The organism is Streptomyces sp. NPDC007088, from assembly GCF_042869355.1.
Taxonomy (GTDB): domain Bacteria; phylum Actinomycetota; class Actinomycetes; order Streptomycetales; family Streptomycetaceae; genus Streptomyces.
On record NZ_JBIAFO010000011.1, the window covers coordinates 221,036 to 239,119 of the forward strand.

Annotated in this window: 16 protein-coding genes; 11 read left to right on the top strand and 5 right to left on the bottom strand. The window is 72.9% G+C overall.

Going from position 1 to position 18,084, the window contains the following annotated elements; translation table 11 throughout:
* The first annotated feature begins 53 nt into the window (after positions 1-53).
* The 4 genes from ACFYMP_RS19640 (at position 54) to ACFYMP_RS19655 (ending at position 3,259) form a co-directional block, all read left to right on the top strand.
* Complete coding sequence (locus tag ACFYMP_RS19640; RefSeq protein WP_388858832.1) at positions 54-1,520, top strand: aldehyde dehydrogenase family protein; 1,467 nt, start codon at positions 54-56, stop codon at positions 1,518-1,520.
* A gap of 131 nt (positions 1,521-1,651) precedes the next feature.
* Positions 1,652-2,221, top strand: a complete 570-nt coding sequence (locus tag ACFYMP_RS19645) for a DinB family protein (RefSeq protein WP_388858835.1) — start codon at positions 1,652-1,654, stop codon at positions 2,219-2,221.
* Positions 2,222-2,309: 88 nt separating this feature from the next.
* A complete protein-coding gene (locus ACFYMP_RS19650) occupies positions 2,310-2,954 on the top strand; it encodes a PadR family transcriptional regulator (protein ID WP_388858838.1) in 645 nt (214 codons plus the stop codon).
* A 47-nt stretch (positions 2,955-3,001) separates the two neighbouring features.
* The gene (locus ACFYMP_RS19655) at positions 3,002-3,259 is read left to right on the top strand and encodes a hypothetical protein (protein ID WP_388858841.1); all 258 of its coding nucleotides are present in this window, start codon (positions 3,002-3,004) and stop codon (positions 3,257-3,259) included.
* Here the strand turns inward: ACFYMP_RS19655 and ACFYMP_RS19660 are convergent.
* On the bottom strand, positions 3,253-4,668 hold the full coding sequence (locus tag ACFYMP_RS19660; protein WP_388858844.1) for a glutamate decarboxylase: 1,416 nt from the start codon (positions 4,666-4,668) through the stop codon (positions 3,253-3,255). The genes ACFYMP_RS19655 and ACFYMP_RS19660 overlap by 7 nt on opposite strands.
* A gap of 461 nt (positions 4,669-5,129) precedes the next feature.
* Here ACFYMP_RS19660 and ACFYMP_RS19665 point away from each other — a divergent pair, with 461 nt between their 5' ends.
* Positions 5,130-6,209, top strand: a complete 1,080-nt coding sequence (locus ACFYMP_RS19665; RefSeq protein WP_388858847.1) for a VTT domain-containing protein — start codon at positions 5,130-5,132, stop codon at positions 6,207-6,209.
* A gap of 106 nt (positions 6,210-6,315) precedes the next feature.
* Here the strand turns inward: ACFYMP_RS19665 and ACFYMP_RS19670 are convergent, their stop codons facing one another.
* Entirely contained in the window at positions 6,316-8,013 is a 1,698-nt protein-coding gene (locus ACFYMP_RS19670) for a threonine/serine exporter ThrE family protein (RefSeq protein WP_388858850.1), read from the bottom strand.
* A 247-nt stretch (positions 8,014-8,260) separates the two neighbouring features.
* Complete coding sequence (locus ACFYMP_RS19675; protein WP_388859033.1) at positions 8,261-8,752, bottom strand: inorganic diphosphatase; 492 nt, start codon at positions 8,750-8,752, stop codon at positions 8,261-8,263.
* A 197-nt stretch (positions 8,753-8,949) separates the two neighbouring features.
* Here ACFYMP_RS19675 and dacB point away from each other — a divergent pair, with 197 nt between their 5' ends.
* From dacB to folE, 6 genes are all read left to right on the top strand, one after another.
* Entirely contained in the window at positions 8,950-10,569 is a 1,620-nt protein-coding gene (dacB, locus tag ACFYMP_RS19680; protein ID WP_388858853.1) for a D-alanyl-D-alanine carboxypeptidase/D-alanyl-D-alanine-endopeptidase, read from the top strand.
* A 92-nt stretch (positions 10,570-10,661) separates the two neighbouring features.
* A complete protein-coding gene (locus ACFYMP_RS19685) occupies positions 10,662-11,810 on the top strand; it encodes a zinc-dependent metalloprotease (protein ID WP_388858856.1) in 1,149 nt (382 codons plus the stop codon).
* Positions 11,811-12,181: 371 nt separating this feature from the next.
* On the top strand, positions 12,182-13,315 hold the full coding sequence (gene tilS / locus ACFYMP_RS19690; protein WP_388858859.1) for a tRNA lysidine(34) synthetase TilS: 1,134 nt from the start codon (positions 12,182-12,184) through the stop codon (positions 13,313-13,315).
* A gap of 55 nt (positions 13,316-13,370) precedes the next feature.
* Complete coding sequence (gene hpt / locus ACFYMP_RS19695) at positions 13,371-13,931, top strand: hypoxanthine phosphoribosyltransferase (RefSeq protein ID WP_388858862.1); 561 nt, start codon at positions 13,371-13,373, stop codon at positions 13,929-13,931.
* Between the two features lie 176 nt (positions 13,932-14,107).
* Entirely contained in the window at positions 14,108-16,144 is a 2,037-nt protein-coding gene (gene ftsH / locus ACFYMP_RS19700) for an ATP-dependent zinc metalloprotease FtsH (RefSeq protein ID WP_388858865.1), read from the top strand.
* Positions 16,145-16,292: 148 nt separating this feature from the next.
* Positions 16,293-16,898 carry a GTP cyclohydrolase I FolE gene (gene folE, locus ACFYMP_RS19705; protein WP_388858868.1) on the top strand — a complete coding sequence of 202 codons (606 nt, stop codon included), beginning with the start codon at positions 16,293-16,295 and terminating at the stop codon, positions 16,896-16,898.
* A 140-nt stretch (positions 16,899-17,038) separates the two neighbouring features.
* Here folE and ACFYMP_RS19710 read toward each other — a convergent pair whose 3' ends face one another.
* Positions 17,039-17,500, bottom strand: coding sequence for a hypothetical protein (locus tag ACFYMP_RS19710; RefSeq protein WP_388858871.1), 462 nt, complete (start codon positions 17,498-17,500; stop codon positions 17,039-17,041).
* Positions 17,501-17,587: 87 nt separating this feature from the next.
* Positions 17,588-18,076: a DUF3180 domain-containing protein gene (locus ACFYMP_RS19715; RefSeq protein WP_388858874.1), complete on the bottom strand. Its 489-nt coding sequence runs from the start codon at positions 18,074-18,076 to the stop codon at positions 17,588-17,590.
* Positions 18,077-18,084: the final 8 nt, after the last annotated feature.

The following is an 18,084-nucleotide window of genomic DNA, read 5'->3' on the forward strand; positions in this document are numbered from 1 at the left end:
CCGCAAGTCGCCGCACGGCACTTGAAAGGCACAGAGAACCGGCAAGGAAGCGTATGTCGTTCTTCACCGAGCTGGCCCATCAGTACATCGACGGTGAATGGCGCACCGGCCGGGGCTCCTGGGACATCATCGACTTCAATCCGTACAACGGCGAGAAGCTGGCCGCGCTGACCGTCGCCACCGGCGAGGAGGTCGACGAGGCGTACCGCGCCGCCGCCCGCGCCCAGCCCGCCTGGGCCGCCGCCGGGCCGCACGAGCGCCGCAAGGTGCTGGAACGCGCCCTGTCGGTGCTGGTCTCGCTGCGCGAGGAGGTGGCGGGCGCCATCGTCGCGGAGCTGGGCGGCACCTGGGCCAAGGCGTACTTCGAGGTGGACCTGGCCGCCGAGTTCGTGCGCCACGCGGCCTCCTACGCGGTGGGCACGGAAGGGGAGTTGCTGCCCTCGCTGACGCCCGGCAAGGAGAACCGCGTCTACCGTGAGCCGGTCGGGGTGGTCGGTGTCATCAGCCCGTTCAACTACCCGCTGCTCGTCACGCTCAAGTCGGTCGCGCCCGCGCTCGCCCTCGGCAACGCCGTCGTCGTCAAGCCGAACCAGAACACGCCGGTCGTGGGCGGCGGGGTCATCGCCCACGTCTTCGAGCGGGCCGGTCTGCCCGCCGGGCTGCTCAACGTCCTGGTCACCGACATCGCGGAGATCGGCGACGCGCTCATCGAGCACCCCGTGCCGAAGGTCATCTCCTTCTCCGGCTCGGACAGCGTTGGCCGGCACGTCGCCGCGGTCGCCGCCCGCTCCCTCAAGCGCACCGTGCTCCAGCTCTCCGGCAACGGCGCCTTCGTGGCCCTGGACGACCTCGGTGAGGAGGGGCTCGACCACGCCGTGGAGGCGGCCGTGTTCAGCCGCTTCGTGTACCAGGGCCAGGTGTGCATGGCGGCGAACCGCATCTTCGTGGACCGCCGCCTGGAACCGGAGTTCAGCCGCCGCTTCACCGCGCGGGTCGCCGCGCTGCGCACCGGGGACCCGGCCGACCCGGAGACCGACCTCGGCCCGGTCATCAACCCCTTCCAGGCCGAGGCGCTGACCGCCCTGGTGGAGCGGGCCGTGGCCGACGGCGCCACCGCGCTGCTGCGCGGGCGGACGGTGGGCAATCTGGTCGAGCCGACCGTCCTGACCGGGCTGTCCGCGAACTCCCCGCTGCTGCGGCAGGAGATCTTCGGGCCCATCGCGTTGCTCGTCCCCTTCGACGGCGAGGAGGAGGCCGTACGGCTCGTCAACGACAGCCCCTACGGGCTGGCCGGGGCGGTGCACACGGCGGACGCCGAACGCGGGGTGGCCTTCGCGCGGCGCATCGAGACCGGGATGATGCACGTCAACGGCAGCACCATAGACGACGACCCGGTGGCGGCCTTCGGCGGCGAGAAGCTGTCCGGCGTCGGCCGGCTCAACGGCCCCGCCTGCGTCGACGCCTTCACCACCCAGCGCTGGATCTCCGTCCAGCACGGGCGGGGCACCTACCCCCTGTGAGCGGCCCGGGGGCCCGTCGCGGGCCCACCCGGACACGCCCGTACTCGCGGACCGTTCCTGTCCGCATGGGTCCCTAACGTGGCTGGTGCCGGGGGGAGAGGCCCTCCGGCACCGAGCCGGAAGGCGGACCCATGGTCACCCACGTATCCCCCGAAGCCGCTGGTGACGAGCGGGGCGCCCTGCTCGCCTTCCTGGAGGAGCAGCGCGGCGGCATCCGGCGCGCGGTGCTCGGGCTGACCGAGGAGCAGGCCCGGCTGCGGCCGAGCGCGAGCGCGCTGACCCTCGGCGGCCTCGTCAAGCACGCCGCCGAGACGGAGCAGGGCTGGGTCGCGCGGGCCCGGCGGGTCCCCGCGGACACCGCGCGGGACGAGACGAACTGGCACGAGAGCCACGTCCTGCTGGAGGGCGAGACGGTGCCCGGGGCGCTCGCGTACTGGGAGAAGGTCGCCGCCGGGACCGAGGAGTACATCCGCTCCCGCCCCAGCCTGGACGAGACCTTCCCGCTGCCCGACCAGCCCTGGTTCCCCGACGCCGAGCGGGTCTCGCTGCGCTGGCTGCTGCTCCACCTCATCCGCGAGACGGCCCGGCACGCCGGACACGCCGACATCGTCCGCGAATCGCTGGACGGCGCGAGCGCGTGGGATCTGGTGGCGCGCGAGCGGGAGACGGAGGCGCGGCGGACGGGGTCCGGTCAGGAGTGAGTAGGGTGGGTGGCCTGTCCGGCACGCGGCTTGCGTTCTCGCGCCCGTCGTGCCCTCGCGTCCGTCGTACGAGGGTGAGGGGCCGCCCATGTCGGTGATCCGTCTCCTGGTGCTGGGCGCGGTGCGCCAGCACGGCCGGGCACACGGCTACCAGATCCGGAGCGACCTGGAGTACTGGGGCGCCCACGAGTGGTCCCACGCCAAGCCCGGCTCGATCTACCACGCCCTCAAACAGATGGCGAAACTGGGACTGCTCACCGCGTACGACAGCGCCCCGAGCGCGGCCGGCGGGCCCCCGCGCACCGAGTACCGCGTCACGGAGGCGGGCACCGGGGAGTACTTCGCGCTGCTGCGCGGCGCGCTCACCGCGTACGACGAGAAACCGGACCTGCTGTCGGCGGCGCTCGGCCTCATGGTGGACCTGCCGAGGGCGGAGGTGGTGGACCTGCTCGGCCGGCGGCTCGCCGCGATCGCCGCGTGGCGCGGCTCCGTCACCGAGCACTACGTACCGGAGGAGGGCGGCCCCGCCCAGTACGGCCACATCGGCGAGATCATGCGCTACTGGCTGCACAGCGCCGACGCCGACGAGAACTGGACACGGGGCCTGATCGCCCGGATCAAGGCCGGGGAGTACGTCTTCGCGGGCGAGGGCGCCCCCTTCGTCGGCGTCCTGTCCGAGGGCGAGGAGAACCCGTACGCGACGGGGGAGCGGCACCCGGGGGACGTGGACTGAGCCGTGCGCGGCCGAGCCGCCGCGCCGTCCTCGATCACCTCCTCGACGTGCGACAGCGATCTCTCGCCCACCTGAACGGGGAGGCCGTCCTCCCGGACACCACTGTCCGGGAGGACGCGGAGATGCTGACGGCCGCGTTCCGGGAGCCCTGGGCCGCCGCGTCGTTCCGGACCGGTCTCACGTTCCTGCACATCCTGATGACGGAGCACCTGGCGCGCGGCCGGGACCTCGCGCGGGCAGTCGGACGCGATCCGTCCTTCGACGAAGGAGTGGCCGGCCTTCGCGCCGGACGTCGCCGTCAGTGATGGAACCCCGTGGCCCGCTCCGTGTCGTGGGTCACCGGGTGGGACTGGCCGCGCAGTTGGGGCAGGAGTTGCCGCAGGTCGCCGAGGAGGAGGTCGGCGAGGTCGGAGGAGAAGCCGTTGCGGCACACGATCCGCAGGACCGACAGGTCCTCGCGGTGCGCGGGGAAGGTGTACGCCGGTACCAGCCAGCCGCGTTCGCGCAGACGCCGGGACACGTCGAACACGTTGTACGCGGTGACGTCGGGGGCCGTCGTGAACGCGAACACCGGCAGCTCCTCGCCCCGGGTCAGGAGGCGGAAGTCGCCGGTGGCCTCGATCCGGTCGGCCAGGCTCCTCGCCACGTCGCGGGACGCCTGCTGCACGGCGCGGAAGCCGTCGAAGCCCAGCCGCAGGAACGTGTAGTACTGCGCGACGACCTGGGCGCCCGGCCGGGAGAAGTTCAGCGCGAAGGTCGGCATCTCGCCGCCGAGGTAGTTCACCCGGAACACCAGCTCCTGTGGGAGCGCCTCCTCGTCCCGCCACACCGCCCAGCCCACCCCCGGGTACACGAGCCCGTACTTGTGCCCCGAGGTGTTGACCGAGGCGACGCGCGGCAGCCGGAAGTCCCACACCAGATCCGGGTCGAGGAACGGCGCGATCATGCCCCCCGAGGCCGCGTCCACGTGCACCGGGATGTCGAGCCCGGTCCGCTCCTGGAGGGCGTCCAGCGCCGCGCACAGGTCCGCGACCGGCTCGTAGGAACCGTCGAAGGTCGAACCGAGGATGCCGACGACCCCGATGGTGTTCTCGTCGCACAGCTCGACGGCCGCCTCGGGGGACAGGTGGAACCGGTCGCCCTCCATCGGCACCTGCCGCGCCTCTACCTCCCAGAAGTCGCAGAACTTCTCCCAGCACACCTGGACGTTGACCCCCATGACGAGATTGGGGCGCGCCGAGGCCGGGTACCGGTCCGCGTTCCGCTTGGCCCAGCGCCGCTTGAGCGCCATGCCCGCGAGCATGCACGCCTCGCTCGACCCGGTCGTCGAACAGCCCACGACCGACTTCGGGCGCGGCGCGTGCCACAGCTCGGCGAGCATCGCCACGCAACGCCGCTCCAGCTCGGCCGTGCGCGGGTACTCGTCCTTGTCGATCATGTTCTTGTCGCGGCACTCCGACATCAGCACCCCGGCCTGCGGCTCCATGTAGGTGGTGACGAAGGTCGCGAGGTTCAGCCGCGCGTTCCCGTCGAGCATCAGCTCGTCGTGCACCAGCTGATAGGCGGCGTGCGGGGCCATCGGCCCGTCCGGCAGCCGGTGCCGGGGCGGGGCCTGGGTCATCCCGCCCAGCGGGTCGGCCTCCCCGATGAACGGGTTCACGGAGAGCGGCTTCTCGGGCCGCCCCTCCGGGCCGGGGGTGTGGTGCAGGGGCATGACGGGCTCCTCGCGACGCGGTCCTGAAGCAGAGACTAAGGGCTGTCCCGTAATCCCTGGTGGATCAGCGCGCGGCGTCAGATGTGGTGCATCGCAAGGCGCCGGAGCGCCCTCATCGCGGAGCGATTCGGGCGTTTCGGCAACGCGGCGAGGTGCCGCAGCTGTCGTCGCGCGCCCGCCAGGGATTACGGGACAGCCCTCAGGGAGGAACGGGGCGTTCCGCTGCCCGGAGGAGCCCGCGCGACACCGGCGGCCCACACGCCTCGCCGAAGCCACCCGCCCTCGATCTCCGGCCCCCGCTTGGCCCCCTCTCCTCCTCTGGCGCATGCTGGGAGGGCGGGCGAGGCGACCCCACTGGAACCAGGGCGCCGGGGTACCCGTTGATAGCTTTACTCCCGCATGACCTCCCCCCGCCGTACGGATGTCGCCCCGCCGGCCCCTACCCCCAGGAGTCCGACCTCGTGAACACGCTTGCTCTCGGACCGAGCTGGCTGGACCCGAACACCCTGCTCAACCAGTTCGGGATCTGGGGACTGCTGCTGGTCGTCTTCGCCGAGTCGGGGCTGCTCATCGGCTTCTTCCTGCCCGGCGACTCGCTGCTGTTCACCACCGGTCTGCTGATCACCGGTGACCAGCTCGACTTCCCGCTGTGGGCCGCCATCGCGCTGATCTGCCTCGCCGCCGTCCTCGGCGACCAGGCGGGCTACCTGTTCGGCAAGAAGGTGGGGCCCTCGCTGTTCAAGAGGCCCGACTCGAAGCTGTTCAAGCAGGAGAACGTGGAGAAGGCGCACGACTTCTTCGAGAAGTACGGCCCGAAGTCCCTGGTCCTCGCCCGCTTCGTGCCCGTCGTCCGCACCTTCACGCCGATCATCGCGGGCGTCAGCGGGATGAGGTACCGCTCGTTCATCACCTTCAACGTCATCGGCGGCGTCCTGTGGGGCGCGGGCGTCACCCTGCTGGGCTCGTGGCTCGGACAGATCGACTTCGTGAAGGAGCACATCGAGTTCATCCTCATGGCGATCGTCCTCGTCTCCGTCGTCCCGATCGCCATCGAGTACCTGCGGGCGCGCGGCAAGGGCAAGCGGGACGGGGCGGACGGCGGCCCCGGCGAGGCCCGGCGGGACAGCGGCCCCGCCGCCCCCTCCCCGTACGGCCACCAGGAGCGCCAGGGACAGCGGCAGCCCTACGGACAGCAGCCGTACGGCCAGCAGCAGCCCTACGGCCAGGCCCCGTACGGTCAGGACGGCCCCGGCCAGGGGCAGCAGCCCGGCCCCCATCCGCAGCAGTACGGGTATCCCGCGCCCGGCGCCGCGCCCTACGGCGGCCCGCAGGCCCCGCAGGCCCCGCAGAACTACGGCGGGTACGGCCGTCCCGGCGGCTATGGCCAGGAGGCACCGCGGACCACCCAGCCGATGCCCGCCGTCGACCCGTACGGCGAGGGGCCCCAGGAGGCCGGTCCGCAGGACGCGTCGCAGCCGCGGCCCCCGCAGGACCCGCCGCACGGCGAGCCCCCCTCGCGCGGCCGCCACGCCAAGCGCTGAGGCATCCGGTGCCGGCTGGACCCACCGGCACGGCGGAGCCCCGCACGCCCTCGCGTGCGGGGCTCCGCCGGCCTCCGGGGGCGCGGCGCCCCCGGAGGGCCCTCGTCTAGAAGCCCCTCGTCCGCTTGGCCGCCCTGCGGCTCGCGTTCGCCGCCCCGGGGATGCGCAGGAACAGGCGGGAGACCTCGGAGCCGAGGTTCACGCCGATCGCGATGGCCAGCGCCGTGGCCACCGCCCGGGAGAGGGACAGCAGGCCCTCGTCCAGGTTGTTCTGCGCGATGCCCAGGAGCCCGTAGTAGGTCGCGGAACCCGGCAGCAGCGGGCCGATCGCCGCTGTCACGTACGGCAGCGAGGAAGCGAACTGGTACCGCGAGAGCAACTGCCCGAACAGCCCCACCAGGCCGGCGGCCACCGCCGTCGCGGCCACCGGCGAGATCTTCCCCGTGTAGTGCATCGCCCCGTACACGAGCCCCGCCACCCCGCCGTTCGCCGCCACCGCGAGGACCGTCGAGCGCTCCTGCTGGAGCAGCACCGCGAAGGCCAGCGACAGCGCGACGGACGCGAGGATCTGCGCGACCGGCCGGTTCACCGCCGTCAGCGCGACGTCCGGGTCGAGCGGCGCGTGCAACTGCACGCCCACGTACAGGATCACCAGCACGCCGATGACGATGCCGACGAAGAAGTACATGACCTCCAGGAGCCGGGCCGCCGCCGTGATGTAGTAGCCCGTCAGCCCGTCCTGCACCCCCGCGACCAGCGCCCGCCCCGGCAGCAGGGCGAACAGGCCACCGGTGACGACCGCGGACGCCTGGAGATCCGCGTGCACGAGGGTCAGCGTCACCCCGACCGCCGCCGGAGGGGTCGCCGCCACCAGGAACTGGTAGAACTCCGGCAGCCCGCGGCCCGCGGCCAGCCACGCCAGCCGGTCCCCGAGCATCGCGCCGATCGCCGCGCAGAAGAACACGGCCACGTCACCGCCGACCAGCACCGAGGCGCTGCCCGCGAGCAGTCCGTTGGCCGCCGTCAGCGCCCACCCCGGATACGGGTGCCGGTTACGGCGGATCTCCGCGAGCCGCCGGTACGCCTCTTCGAGGGACACCTCCATGTCCGGGGAGCTGATGTCGTCCACGAGCTGGAACACGGCGGCCAGCCGCGTGTAGTCCGTACCGCGACGGCGCACCGTGCGCGAGGCCGACACCGGATCGTCCACCAGCGAGGGCTGGTAGCTGATGTTGAGCAGCGTGAACGTGACGTTCGGCTCGCAGCGGTCGAGGCCGTAGGAGCGGCACACGGCGAACATCGCCGCCTCCACGTCCTCGGCGCCCTCACCGCCGGCGAGCAGCAGCTCACCGATGCGCAGCGTCAGGTCCAGCACGCGCGGAACGGCCGGGCCCTCCTCCGCGTCGTGCTTCTGCGAGGGCTCGGGCGTCGGCCGCTCGGCCACCGGCATACGCAGCATCGTGCGCATCCGGTCCTGCCAGGGCGCCTCCTGGGTGAGCCGTATCATCGGCACGCCCTCGGGCGGGGTGAAGGCCGCCGGGGCGTCGCGCGCGCTGTAGGTGTGCGGGGCGGTGAACGCCGAGGTCGTCGCGGACGAGGAGGCCGCCCCGTTCGCCGCGTCCTGCGGCTCCGGCGCGCGGAACCCCTCGGGCAGCGCGAACTCCGAGGTGACCTGCGACTCGTCCTCGCCCTGTGCCGCCGGGGGCGGCTTCGGCAGCCCGGACGGCGGGGAGAAGGCACTGCGCGCCTCGTCGGACTGCGGTTTGCGGTCCTCCTGCGGCCCGTGGTCCTCCAGCTCGCTCACCTGTCCGCCTCGCTCCTCGCCGTGCCCCACGCGTCCGCCGCCGTACCCGTCCGTCCCGTCCCTCCCGGCCTCCCGCCGACTCGCGCGGTCCGCCGGTCCCGGAGGGCCCGTACGGCCCGTCCGCCCGGGAGGCCACACACCTCCCGACCTTCCCTCGGCTCACCCCTCCACCTGCACCGTAAACGCCGGAGGGCCGTACGGCCTGCCGGTCGTACGGCCCTCCGGGGGCACGTGAGGCGGTTCGGGCTCAGTGGCCGCCCTGCTCCTTGGCGCGCTGGTACGACTTCTCGACCTCGGCCTCGGCCTCGGCGCGGCTCGCCCAGTCGGCGGCCTCGACGGACTTGCCGGGCTCCAGGTCCTTGTAGACCTCGAAGAAGTGCTTGATCTCGTCGCGCAGGAACGACGAGACGTCGCCGATGTCCTGGAGGTGCTCCATCCGCGGGTCACCGGCCGGGACGCACAGCAGCTTGTCGTCGCCGCCGGCCTCGTCGGTCATGCGGAACATGCCGATCGTGCGGCACTCGATCAGGACACCCGGGTAGGTCGGCTCGTCCAGGATGACGAGCGCGTCCAGCGGGTCGCCGTCCTCGCCGAGCGTGTTCTCCACGAAGCCGTAGTCGGTCGGGTACGCGGTCGAGGTGAAGAGGCGACGGTCCAGCCGCACCCGACCGGTCTCGTGGTCCACCTCGTACTTGTTGCGCGAACCCTTCGGGATCTCGATCGTGACGTCGAACTCCACCGGTTGTTCCTCCATGGTCGGCACGTGTTCAAGCACCGTGCGCGGGTGTGGGCTGGTACCTGCGTCCGACCGGGGGCCCCTCTTCGCCCCGGGGGGCCGGGGGAACCCGTACGGACCGGGGCGCCATGCTCGCGGCAGGGCGCAGTGGTTAAGTGTCCCTCACTCCGGTGTGTGATCGTGAAAGGGGCTGGTTCCACGTGCCCGAGGTGCCCGAGGTACCCGAGCCACGGCTCACCGGCCGCCCGCGGCGGTGGCCCCCCGCCCTGTCCCGGCTGCCCGCGTGGACCCGCCTTCAGCGGCCCCCGCGGCTGCCCGCGTGGACCCGTCCCCAGCGCCCGCCGGGCACCGCGCGGGTCACCGCGGCCGCCGCCGTCCTCGGGCTCCTCGTCGCGGGCACCGCCGCCGCCCTCGCCGGCCCCTTCGACTCCTCGGGGCAGCGCGTCGCCGAGGCCCGCCGGGCCGGGGCCGCCGCCTCTGGCGCGGGAGCGGCCCCGGCCCCCGGTGCCCCCCGGGGCGAGGACTCCCCCCGGCTGACCTCCGCCGGACTCCCGGCCCCCGCGCCCAGCGCCGCCGCCGTCCTCACCACCCTCGGCTCCGCCACCCGCGTCCCCGCGCGGGGCTCCCTCTCCCGACGGCTGGACCCGCTGCTCGACAAGCCCGCGCTCGGCGAACGGCCCGTCGCCTCCGTCGTCGACGTGGCCTCCGGCACCGTCCTGTACGACGCGCACGCCGGCACCGCCCGCACCCCCGCCTCGGTCACCAAACTGGCCACCGCCGTCGCCGCCCTCGACACCCTCGGCGCCGACCACCGCATCGAGACGAGGGTCGTCGGCGCCGAGGACGGCGGGAGTGGGGGTGACGGCAAGGGGGCCCGGAAGGGGCGGCTCACCCTGGTCGGCGGCGGCGACCCGACGCTCACCGCCCGCGCCCGCCCCGACGGCTTCGCGAGCCTGCGCGAACTGGCCGCCCGTACCGCCCGCGCCCTGAAGAAGGACGGGGCCGCGCGGTCGTACATCGTCGACTACGACGTCTCGCTCTACTCCGGGCCCCGGCTGCACCCCATAGGCCCCAACGAGAACATCGCGCCCGTGACCCCGCTCATGGCCGACGAGGGCCGGCTCGACGACTCCCGCAGCGGCCCCGCCGCGCGCAGCACCCGGCCCGACAAGGACGCCGCCGAACGCTTCCGCGACCTCCTGCGGGAGCGGGGCGTCAAGGTCGGGGACGAGGTCGGGCAGCACCGGGCCCCCACCGGCGCGCGGACCCTCGCCTCCGTGTCCTCCGCCCCGCTGTCCGCGCTCGTCGAACGCATGCTGACCTACTCCGACAACGACATCGCCGAGGGCCTCGCCCGGCAGACCGCGCTCGCCGCGCACGAACCCGCCAGCTTCGACGGCGGCGGGAAGGCCACCAGGGCCCGCCTCGGCAAGCTCGGACTGCCCCTCGACGGGGCCCGCTTCGCCGACGGCAGCGGACTCGACCGCGCCGACCGGCTCAGCCCGGCCCTGCTCACCGGCCTGCTCGCGCACGCGGGCGACAAGGACCGGCCCGCCCTGCGGCCCGTCCTCAGCGGACTGCCCGTCGCCGGTTTCACCGGGACCCTCGCCACCCGCTACAACGAGCACACCAACGCCGCGGGCACCGGCATGGTCCGCGCCAAGACCGGCACCCTGACCGGCGTCAACACCCTCGCCGGAACCGTCGTGACGCGCTCCGGCCGGCTGCTCGCCTTCGCGTACATGACCCAGGACGCGCCCAGCCCCCTGGAGGCGCAGGCCGCCCTCGACCGGATGGCCGCCGCCCTCACCGACACCTGAACCGGCCCGGCCGCCCGGTGCGGAACCGTCCCCTCCGCACCGGGGGCCCCGAGCCCGCACCGCAAACCGCGCGCAGCACGTACGGTTGACGCATGACGAGCATCGGTGGTGCCCAGATGGTCGACTGGAATCTCGCGGTCGCGACCGCCTCCCGGCTGGTGCGGCCGGGCCCCGAAGTGAGCCGCGACGAGGCACGCGCCATCGTCGCCGAGCTCCGCATCCACGCCAAGGCCGCCGAGGAACACGTCCGCGCCTACACCCGGATGGCCGGGGCCGAGGCGGCGGACACCCCCGTCCTCGTCGTCGACCGCCCCGGCTGGGTACGGGCGAACGTCGCCGGTTTCCGCGAACTGCTCGGCCCGCTCCTCGACAAGATGCGGGAGCGCAGGAACGAGGGCGGCTCCAGCAGCATCCTCGGGGCCGTCGGCGGCAAGGTCACCGGCGCGGAGCTCGGCGTCCTGCTGTCCTTCATGTCCTCCCGGGTGCTCGGCCAGTACGAGACCTTCGCCCCCGCCTCCCGCGAACTGCCCGCCGGTACGGGCGGCGGCCGGCTGCTGCTCGTCGCGCCCAACATCGTCCAGGTCGAACGGGAGCTGGAGGTCGACCCGCACGACTTCCGGCTCTGGGTCTGCCTCCACGAGGAGACCCACCGCACCCAGTTCACCGGCGTGCCCTGGCTGCGGGACCACCTGGAGAACGAGATCCAGGCGTTCCTCGCCGAGACCGAACTCGACCCGGGCACCTTCGTGGACCGCCTCCGCGACACCGTCCAGTCCCTCTTCGACAAGGACCGGTCCGACACGTCCGGCAAGGAGGCCGGCCCGGACGCGCCCGGTGAGGACGAGGGGCGCTCCCTCGTCGAGATGGTGCAGTCGCCCGCGCAGCGCGAGATCCTCGGCCGGCTCACCGCCGTCATGTCCCTGCTCGAAGGCCACGCCGACTACGTCATGGACGGCGTCGGCCCCCAGGTCGTGCCCTCCGTCGCCGAGATCCGCGAGAAGTTCCAGAAGCGCCGCGCCAAGGGCGCCAGCCGCCTCGACCTCGCCCTGCGCAAGCTCCTCGGACTCGACGCGAAGCTGCGGCAGTACCGCGACGGGGAGAAGTTCGTGCGCGCCGTCGTCGAGAGCGTCGGCATGGACGGCTTCAACCGCGTGTGGACCTCGCCCAACACCCTCCCCACCAAGGCCGAGATCCACCGCCCGGAGGACTGGATCGCCCGCGTGCACAGCAGCGCCGAGTAGCGAACGGGGCGCCGCACGCCGCGGTGGCGGCGCCCCGGCCCGCCGCACGCCGCCCCACCCCCGTACGAGCGGCCCCGCCCCGCCCCCCGTACACCGCCCCCGCCCCGCGTACGCCGGTGGCACCGCCGAAGCGGACCCGCACCGTACGGCCGTGTGTGAAGAAGATGCGGCCGACGGCAGAAGTACGACCCGGTAATCACCCGTCCGAGGGACCGTGCGTCACGGGCGGGCGTGCGATGCTCGGAGAACAGCCTGTTTCTGTCACCATCTCCGCACACTGCGTGACAGTGCGGGGCCTCCCTCACCCCCCGGGGCCCCACGGAACACAGCGCTCCCGAACTCGTACAAGATCCCCATGAAGGGAACCGGACATGGGTCCCCATCCCGCGGTCGCGGCGATACGTCTGGCAGTCCGCCGCGCCCTGCACGACATCCTCAGCCAGCACGCCTCGGCCGCCGCCGGTGCCACCGCCCGCGCCCCTGAGCCGCCCGCGATGTCGGCCGCCGCCCCTCCCGAGCGCCAGGCCCCCTCCCCGGACTGGGCCGCCGGCATCCTCCGCGCCAGCCGCCCGTTCCGCGCCCCCGCCCCGGACGCCCCCCTCGTGCTCGTCGCCTGCTCCGGCGGAGCCGACTCCATGGCCCTCGCCTCCGCCCTCGCCTTCGAGGCCCCCCGCCTCGGCGTCCGGGCCGGCGGGGTCACCGTCGACCACCGCCTCCAGAGCGGCTCCGACGCCCGCGCCGCCGAGGTCGTCTCCCGCCTCGGCGCCCTGCGCCTGGACCCCGTCGAGTCCGTCGCCGTCGACGTCGGCCACGCCGGAGGACCCGAGGCGGCCGCCCGCGAGGCCCGCTACGCCGCCCTCGACGCCGTCGCCGAACGCCACGGCGCCGCCGCCGTCCTGCTCGGCCACACCCGCGACGACCAGGCGGAGACCGTCCTGCTAGGCCTCGCCCGCGGCTCCGGCACCCGCTCCCTGTCCGGAATGGCCGAGGTCTCCGGACCCCGCGGCCGCTACCGCCGCCCCTTCCTGCGGGTGGACCGGCAGACCGCGCGCAGAGCCTGCATGGTCCAGGCCCTGCCCGTGTGGGACGACCCGCACAACACCGACCCCGCCTACACCCGCTCCCGGCTGCGCCACGAAGGACTGCCCGCGCTGGAGAAGTCCCTCGGCAAAGGCGTCGTCGAGGCCCTGGCCCGCACCGCCCAGCTCTCCAGGGACGACGCCGACGCCCTGGACTCCTGGGCGCAGCGGGCCGCCGCCGGAGTCCGCGACGAGCACGGCCACCTGGACTGCGCCGCCCTGTACGCGCTGCCCCCCGCCGTACGCCGCCGCGTCCTGCGCGCCGCCCTGCTCGCCGAAGGCGCCCCCGCGGGCGCCCTGTTCGCCAAGCACATCGAGGAAGTCGACCGGCTCATCACCGGCTGGCGCGGTCAGGGGGCCATCAACCTGCCGGGCAAAGTCGAGGCCAGGCGGCTAGGTGGCAGACTGGTCCTCCGGCAAGGCTGACGGCGCGGGCCCACGGGCGGGCAGGCGCCGGCCACCGGCTCGAACGACGAAAGTGATGCGCGTGGACGCGAAAGACATGGGCTCCGACCTCGAGTCGGTTCTCCTCACCAAGGAAGAGATCGACGCGAAGCTCGCCGAGCTGGCAGCGAAGATCGACGCCGAGTACGCGGGGAAGGACCTGCTCCTCGTCGGTGTCCTGAAGGGCGCCGTCATGGTGATGGCGGACCTCGCGCGCGCGCTGTCCACCCCCGCCACGATGGACTGGATGGCGGTGTCCTCCTACGGGGCCGGCACCCAGTCCTCCGGCGTCGTGCGCATCCTCAAGGACCTCGACACCGACATCAAGGGCCGCCACGTCCTGATCGTCGAGGACATCATCGACTCCGGGCTCACCCTGTCCTGGCTGCTCACCAACCTCGGCTCCCGCGAGCCGGCCTCCCTGGAGGTGTGCACGCTGCTGCGCAAGCCGGACGCCGCGAAGGTCGCCATCGACGTGAAGTGGACCGGCTTCGACATCCCCAACGAGTTCGTCGTGGGCTACGGGCTGGACTACGCGGAGAAGTACCGCAATCTGCCGTTCGTCGGCACGCTCGCCCCGCACGTGTACGGCGGCTGAGGGTCTCCGGCACACTCCGGGGAACCCTCGGCGCCCGCCCGCCGTTGGAGGGGGCGGAGGCCGGTTCCCCAGCAGTCCCCTGCGTCTTCGGGTGACAATGCTGGGGTACCGTCCGAAGAACAGTCTTTATCAAACTCACTATGGCAGGAGGGACGGGGCGCCACCGCTCCGTGTGGATGGACGTGAAGCGATACTTCCGTGGGCCGGTCATGTGGATCGTGCTGGCCGTCCTCGCCGTGGTCGTGTTGATGCAGGTCGTCGGTTCGTCCGGCGGCTACAAGACAGTGGACACCGGCCAGGTCGTACAGGCGATCAACGACAACAAAGCCAAGTCGGCCAAGCTCAGCACCGGTGACGAACAGACCATCAAGGTCGAGCTGAAGGACGGCCAGAAGGTCAAGGGCAGCAGCAAGATCCAGGCGAGCTACATCGGCACCCAGGGCGCCGACCTCGCCGAAGCGCTGCAGAAGAAGTACCAGGACAAGCAGATCCCGGACGGCTACACCGTCCAGCCCGCGAAGCAGAACGCCTTCGTCGGCATCCTGCTCTCCCTCCTGCCGATCATCCTGATCGTCGTGCTCTTCCTGTTCCTGATGAACCAGATGCAGGGCGGCGGCTCCCGGGTCATGAACTTCGGGAAGTCCAAGGCCAAGCTCCTCACCAAGGACACCCCGAAGACGACCTTCGCGGACGTCGCGGGCTCCGACGAGGCGGTCGAGGAACTCCACGAGATCAAGGAGTTCCTGCAGGAACCGGCGAAGTTCCAGGCCGTCGGCGCCAAGATCCCCAAGGGCGTGCTGCTGTACGGCCCGCCCGGAACCGGCAAGACCCTGCTCGCGCGGGCCGTCGCCGGCGAGGCCGGGGTCCCGTTCTACTCGATCTCCGGTTCCGACTTCGTCGAGATGTTCGTCGGTGTCGGTGCCTCCCGGGTCCGTGACCTCTTCGAGCAGGCCAAGGCGAACGCCCCGGCGATCGTCTTCGTCGACGAGATCGACGCCGTCGGCCGCCACCGCGGCGCCGGTATGGGCGGCGGGCACGACGAACGCGAGCAGACGCTGAACCAGCTGCTCGTCGAGATGGACGGCTTCGACGTGAAGGGCGGCGTCATCCTGATCGCCGCCACCAACCGGCCCGACATCCTCGACCCGGCGCTGCTGCGTCCGGGCCGTTTCGACCGGCAGATCGCCGTGGACCGCCCGGACATGCAGGGCCGTCTGGAGATCCTCAAGGTCCACCAGCAGGGCAAGCCGGTCGCCCCGGGCGTCGACCTCGCGGCCGTCGCCCGCAGGACCCCGGGCTTCACCGGCGCGGACCTGGCCAACGTGCTCAACGAGGCGGCGCTGCTCACCGCGCGCAGCGACCGCAAGCTCGTCGACAACGACATGCTGGACGAGGCGATCGACCGGGTGGTCGCGGGCCCGCAGAAGCGGACCCGGATCATGTCGGACAAGGAGAAGAAGATCACCGCGTACCACGAGGGCGGACACGCCCTGGTCGCGGCGGCCTCACCGAACTCCGACCCGGTCCACAAGATCACCATCCTGTCCCGGGGCCGGGCCCTGGGCTACACGATGGTGCTCCCGGACGAGGACAAGTACTCGACCACCCGCAACGAGATGCTCGACCAGCTCGCGTACATGATGGGCGGCCGCGCGGCGGAGGAACTGGTCTTCCACGACCCGACCACCGGCGCGGCCAACGACATCGAGAAGGCCACCGGCACGGCCCGCGCGATGGTCACCCAGTACGGCATGACCGAGCGGCTCGGCGCGATCAAGTTCGGCGGCGACAACACGGAGCCCTTCGTGGGCCGTGAGATGGGCCACCAGCGCGACTACTCGGAAGAGGTCGCCGCGCTCGTCGACGAAGAGGTCAAGAAGCTCATCGAGACGGCGCACAACGAGGCCTGGGAGATCCTGGTCGAGAACCGCGACGTCCTCGACAATCTGGTCCTCCAGCTGCTGGAGAAGGAGACGCTGGGCAAGGAGCAGATCGCCGAGATCTTCGCCCCGATCGTCAAGCGTCCCGCCCGTCCGGCGTGGACCGGTTCCGCCCGGCGCACCCCGTCGACGCGGCCCCCGGTCCTGTCGCCCCGGGAGCTCCAGCTGACCCACGGGGCCAACGGCACCCCGGCGGTCACCGGCGGGATCTCCACCGACAAGACGCCCCCGGCGCAGCCGGAGCCGTCCCCGGAGGACCGCGGCGAGAGCTAGTCGCGGCGCGTACAGCCCGGAATGAAGCCCGTGCCCCCCAGGTTCTAGCCTTGGGGGGCACGGGCTTTTCCGTCCCGTGGGCCGGCAGGCCCCACGACGAGGGCACCGAGGGCCGGGCCCCGGTGACATGCACAGGAACGAGGCACTGATGACTGACCCGGTGACCCTGGACGGCGAGGGCAGGATCGGCGTGTTCGACGAGAAGCGCGCCGAGAACGCCGTGCGCGAACTCCTCATCGCGGTCGGTGAGGACCCCGACCGCGAGGGCCTGCGCGAGACACCCGCCCGGGTGGCCCGCGCGTACAAGGAGATATTCGCGGGCCTGTGGCAGGAGCCCGAGGACGTCCTGACCACGACCTTCGACCTGGGCCACGACGAGATGGTGCTCGTCAAGGACATCGAAGTGCAGAGCAGCTGTGAACATCATCTGGTGCCCTTCGTGGGCGTGGCGCACGTCGGGTACATCCCTTCGGCCGACGGGAAGATCACCGGCCTGTCCAAGCTCGCCCGGCTGGTCGACGTGTACGCGCGCCGTCCGCAGGTCCAGGAGCGGCTGACCACACAGGTCGCCGAGGCGCTCATGCGCATCCTGGAGCCGCGCGGCGTCATCGTCGTGATCGAGTGCGAGCACATGTGCATGACGATGCGCGGGGTGCGTAAGCCGGGAGCGAAGACGATCACCTCGGCGGTGCGCGGCCAGCTGCGCGACTCCACGACCCGCGCCGAGGCGATGAGCCTGATCATGGCGCGCTGACCCCGGCCGGCGGGGCCCCTCCGGGACCACGCGCCCCGCTTCGACGGGGCCGCGTGTCGGCCACGGCCGGTGCGCGCCGGTGCGGGGCGCCGGCGGGGTGCTGGCACGGGTGCCCGGTGGCCCCCCTGGGGGCATCGGCCTCACGCCGCCCGGCGGACCGCCCGGCGCAGGAGGAACGGGAGCAGTCGGTGGTGGACCTGGGCGGCCGCCGCCCAGACCGTCCGGCCGGCGCGGCGCTCGTAGTGGACCCGGGTGGTCCAGGTGAGTCCCGCGCCGTCGACGGACACGGTGTTGCGGGCGAGGAGCAGCGGGGAGCGTGCCCGCAGGGTGATCGCGTCCGGCTCGTCCCGCTCGACGGGCCAGCCCAGGACGTGGCCCGGTGCGTACGTCGGGGCCAGTCGCAGGCCGAGGACGCCGCGCCAGCCGGTGAGCAGGGCCCAGCGCACGGGCCACGGCGCCTGCTCGACGACCGCTCGTGCCCAGTGGTCCGCCGTACGGGACTCCAGTCCGGTGGCCGGCACGGTGAACGCCGAGGCGTAGTCGGCTCCGGCGAGTTCGGCCACCACGCGGCGGGCGGGCGGGACTCGGGGCGTCGTCGGCATGGGCGGGAGTCTATGAGAGGGCCCGCCCGCCGCCCCGGCCATTTCCGGGCGGCGCGGCGGCCGGCCGCCGCGCGCCGGGGGACTCGCTCAGGTGGAGCGGCCGGCCGCTCCCGGGCCCTCGTCCTCGTCGTCGGGGAGTTTGCAGACCCGTTCCAGGAACAGGGCGCCGGCGGCCACCGCGATCCCGGCCAGCACGGTGAGGCCCGCGTAGATCGCCTGGTCGCGGCGGGCCGGCACGTCGAGCTGGGTCAGCAGGAAGACGCCGGTGCCGCCGTACGCCCCGGCGACCAGGGAGACCACGAGGGCGCTGGCCTGGCCGAGGACGACGGCGCGGGCGGCCTGGAGCGGGTCGACGCCCTGGGCGCCGGGGCGGCGTTCGCGCTGGGCGCGCAGCCGGGACCGTATCGACAGGGCCGTGGCCAGCAGGAGCATCGCGACGACGAAGAGGACGACGGGCGCGGCCACCGGGACGCTCGGCAGGGTGGAGAGCGAGTCCCACAGCCGGGCGCCCGCCCAGGAGAGGACCGCGGCCACCACGAAGATGCCGGCCATCACCCTGATGCGGAGCTGCTTCACTTCGTCCT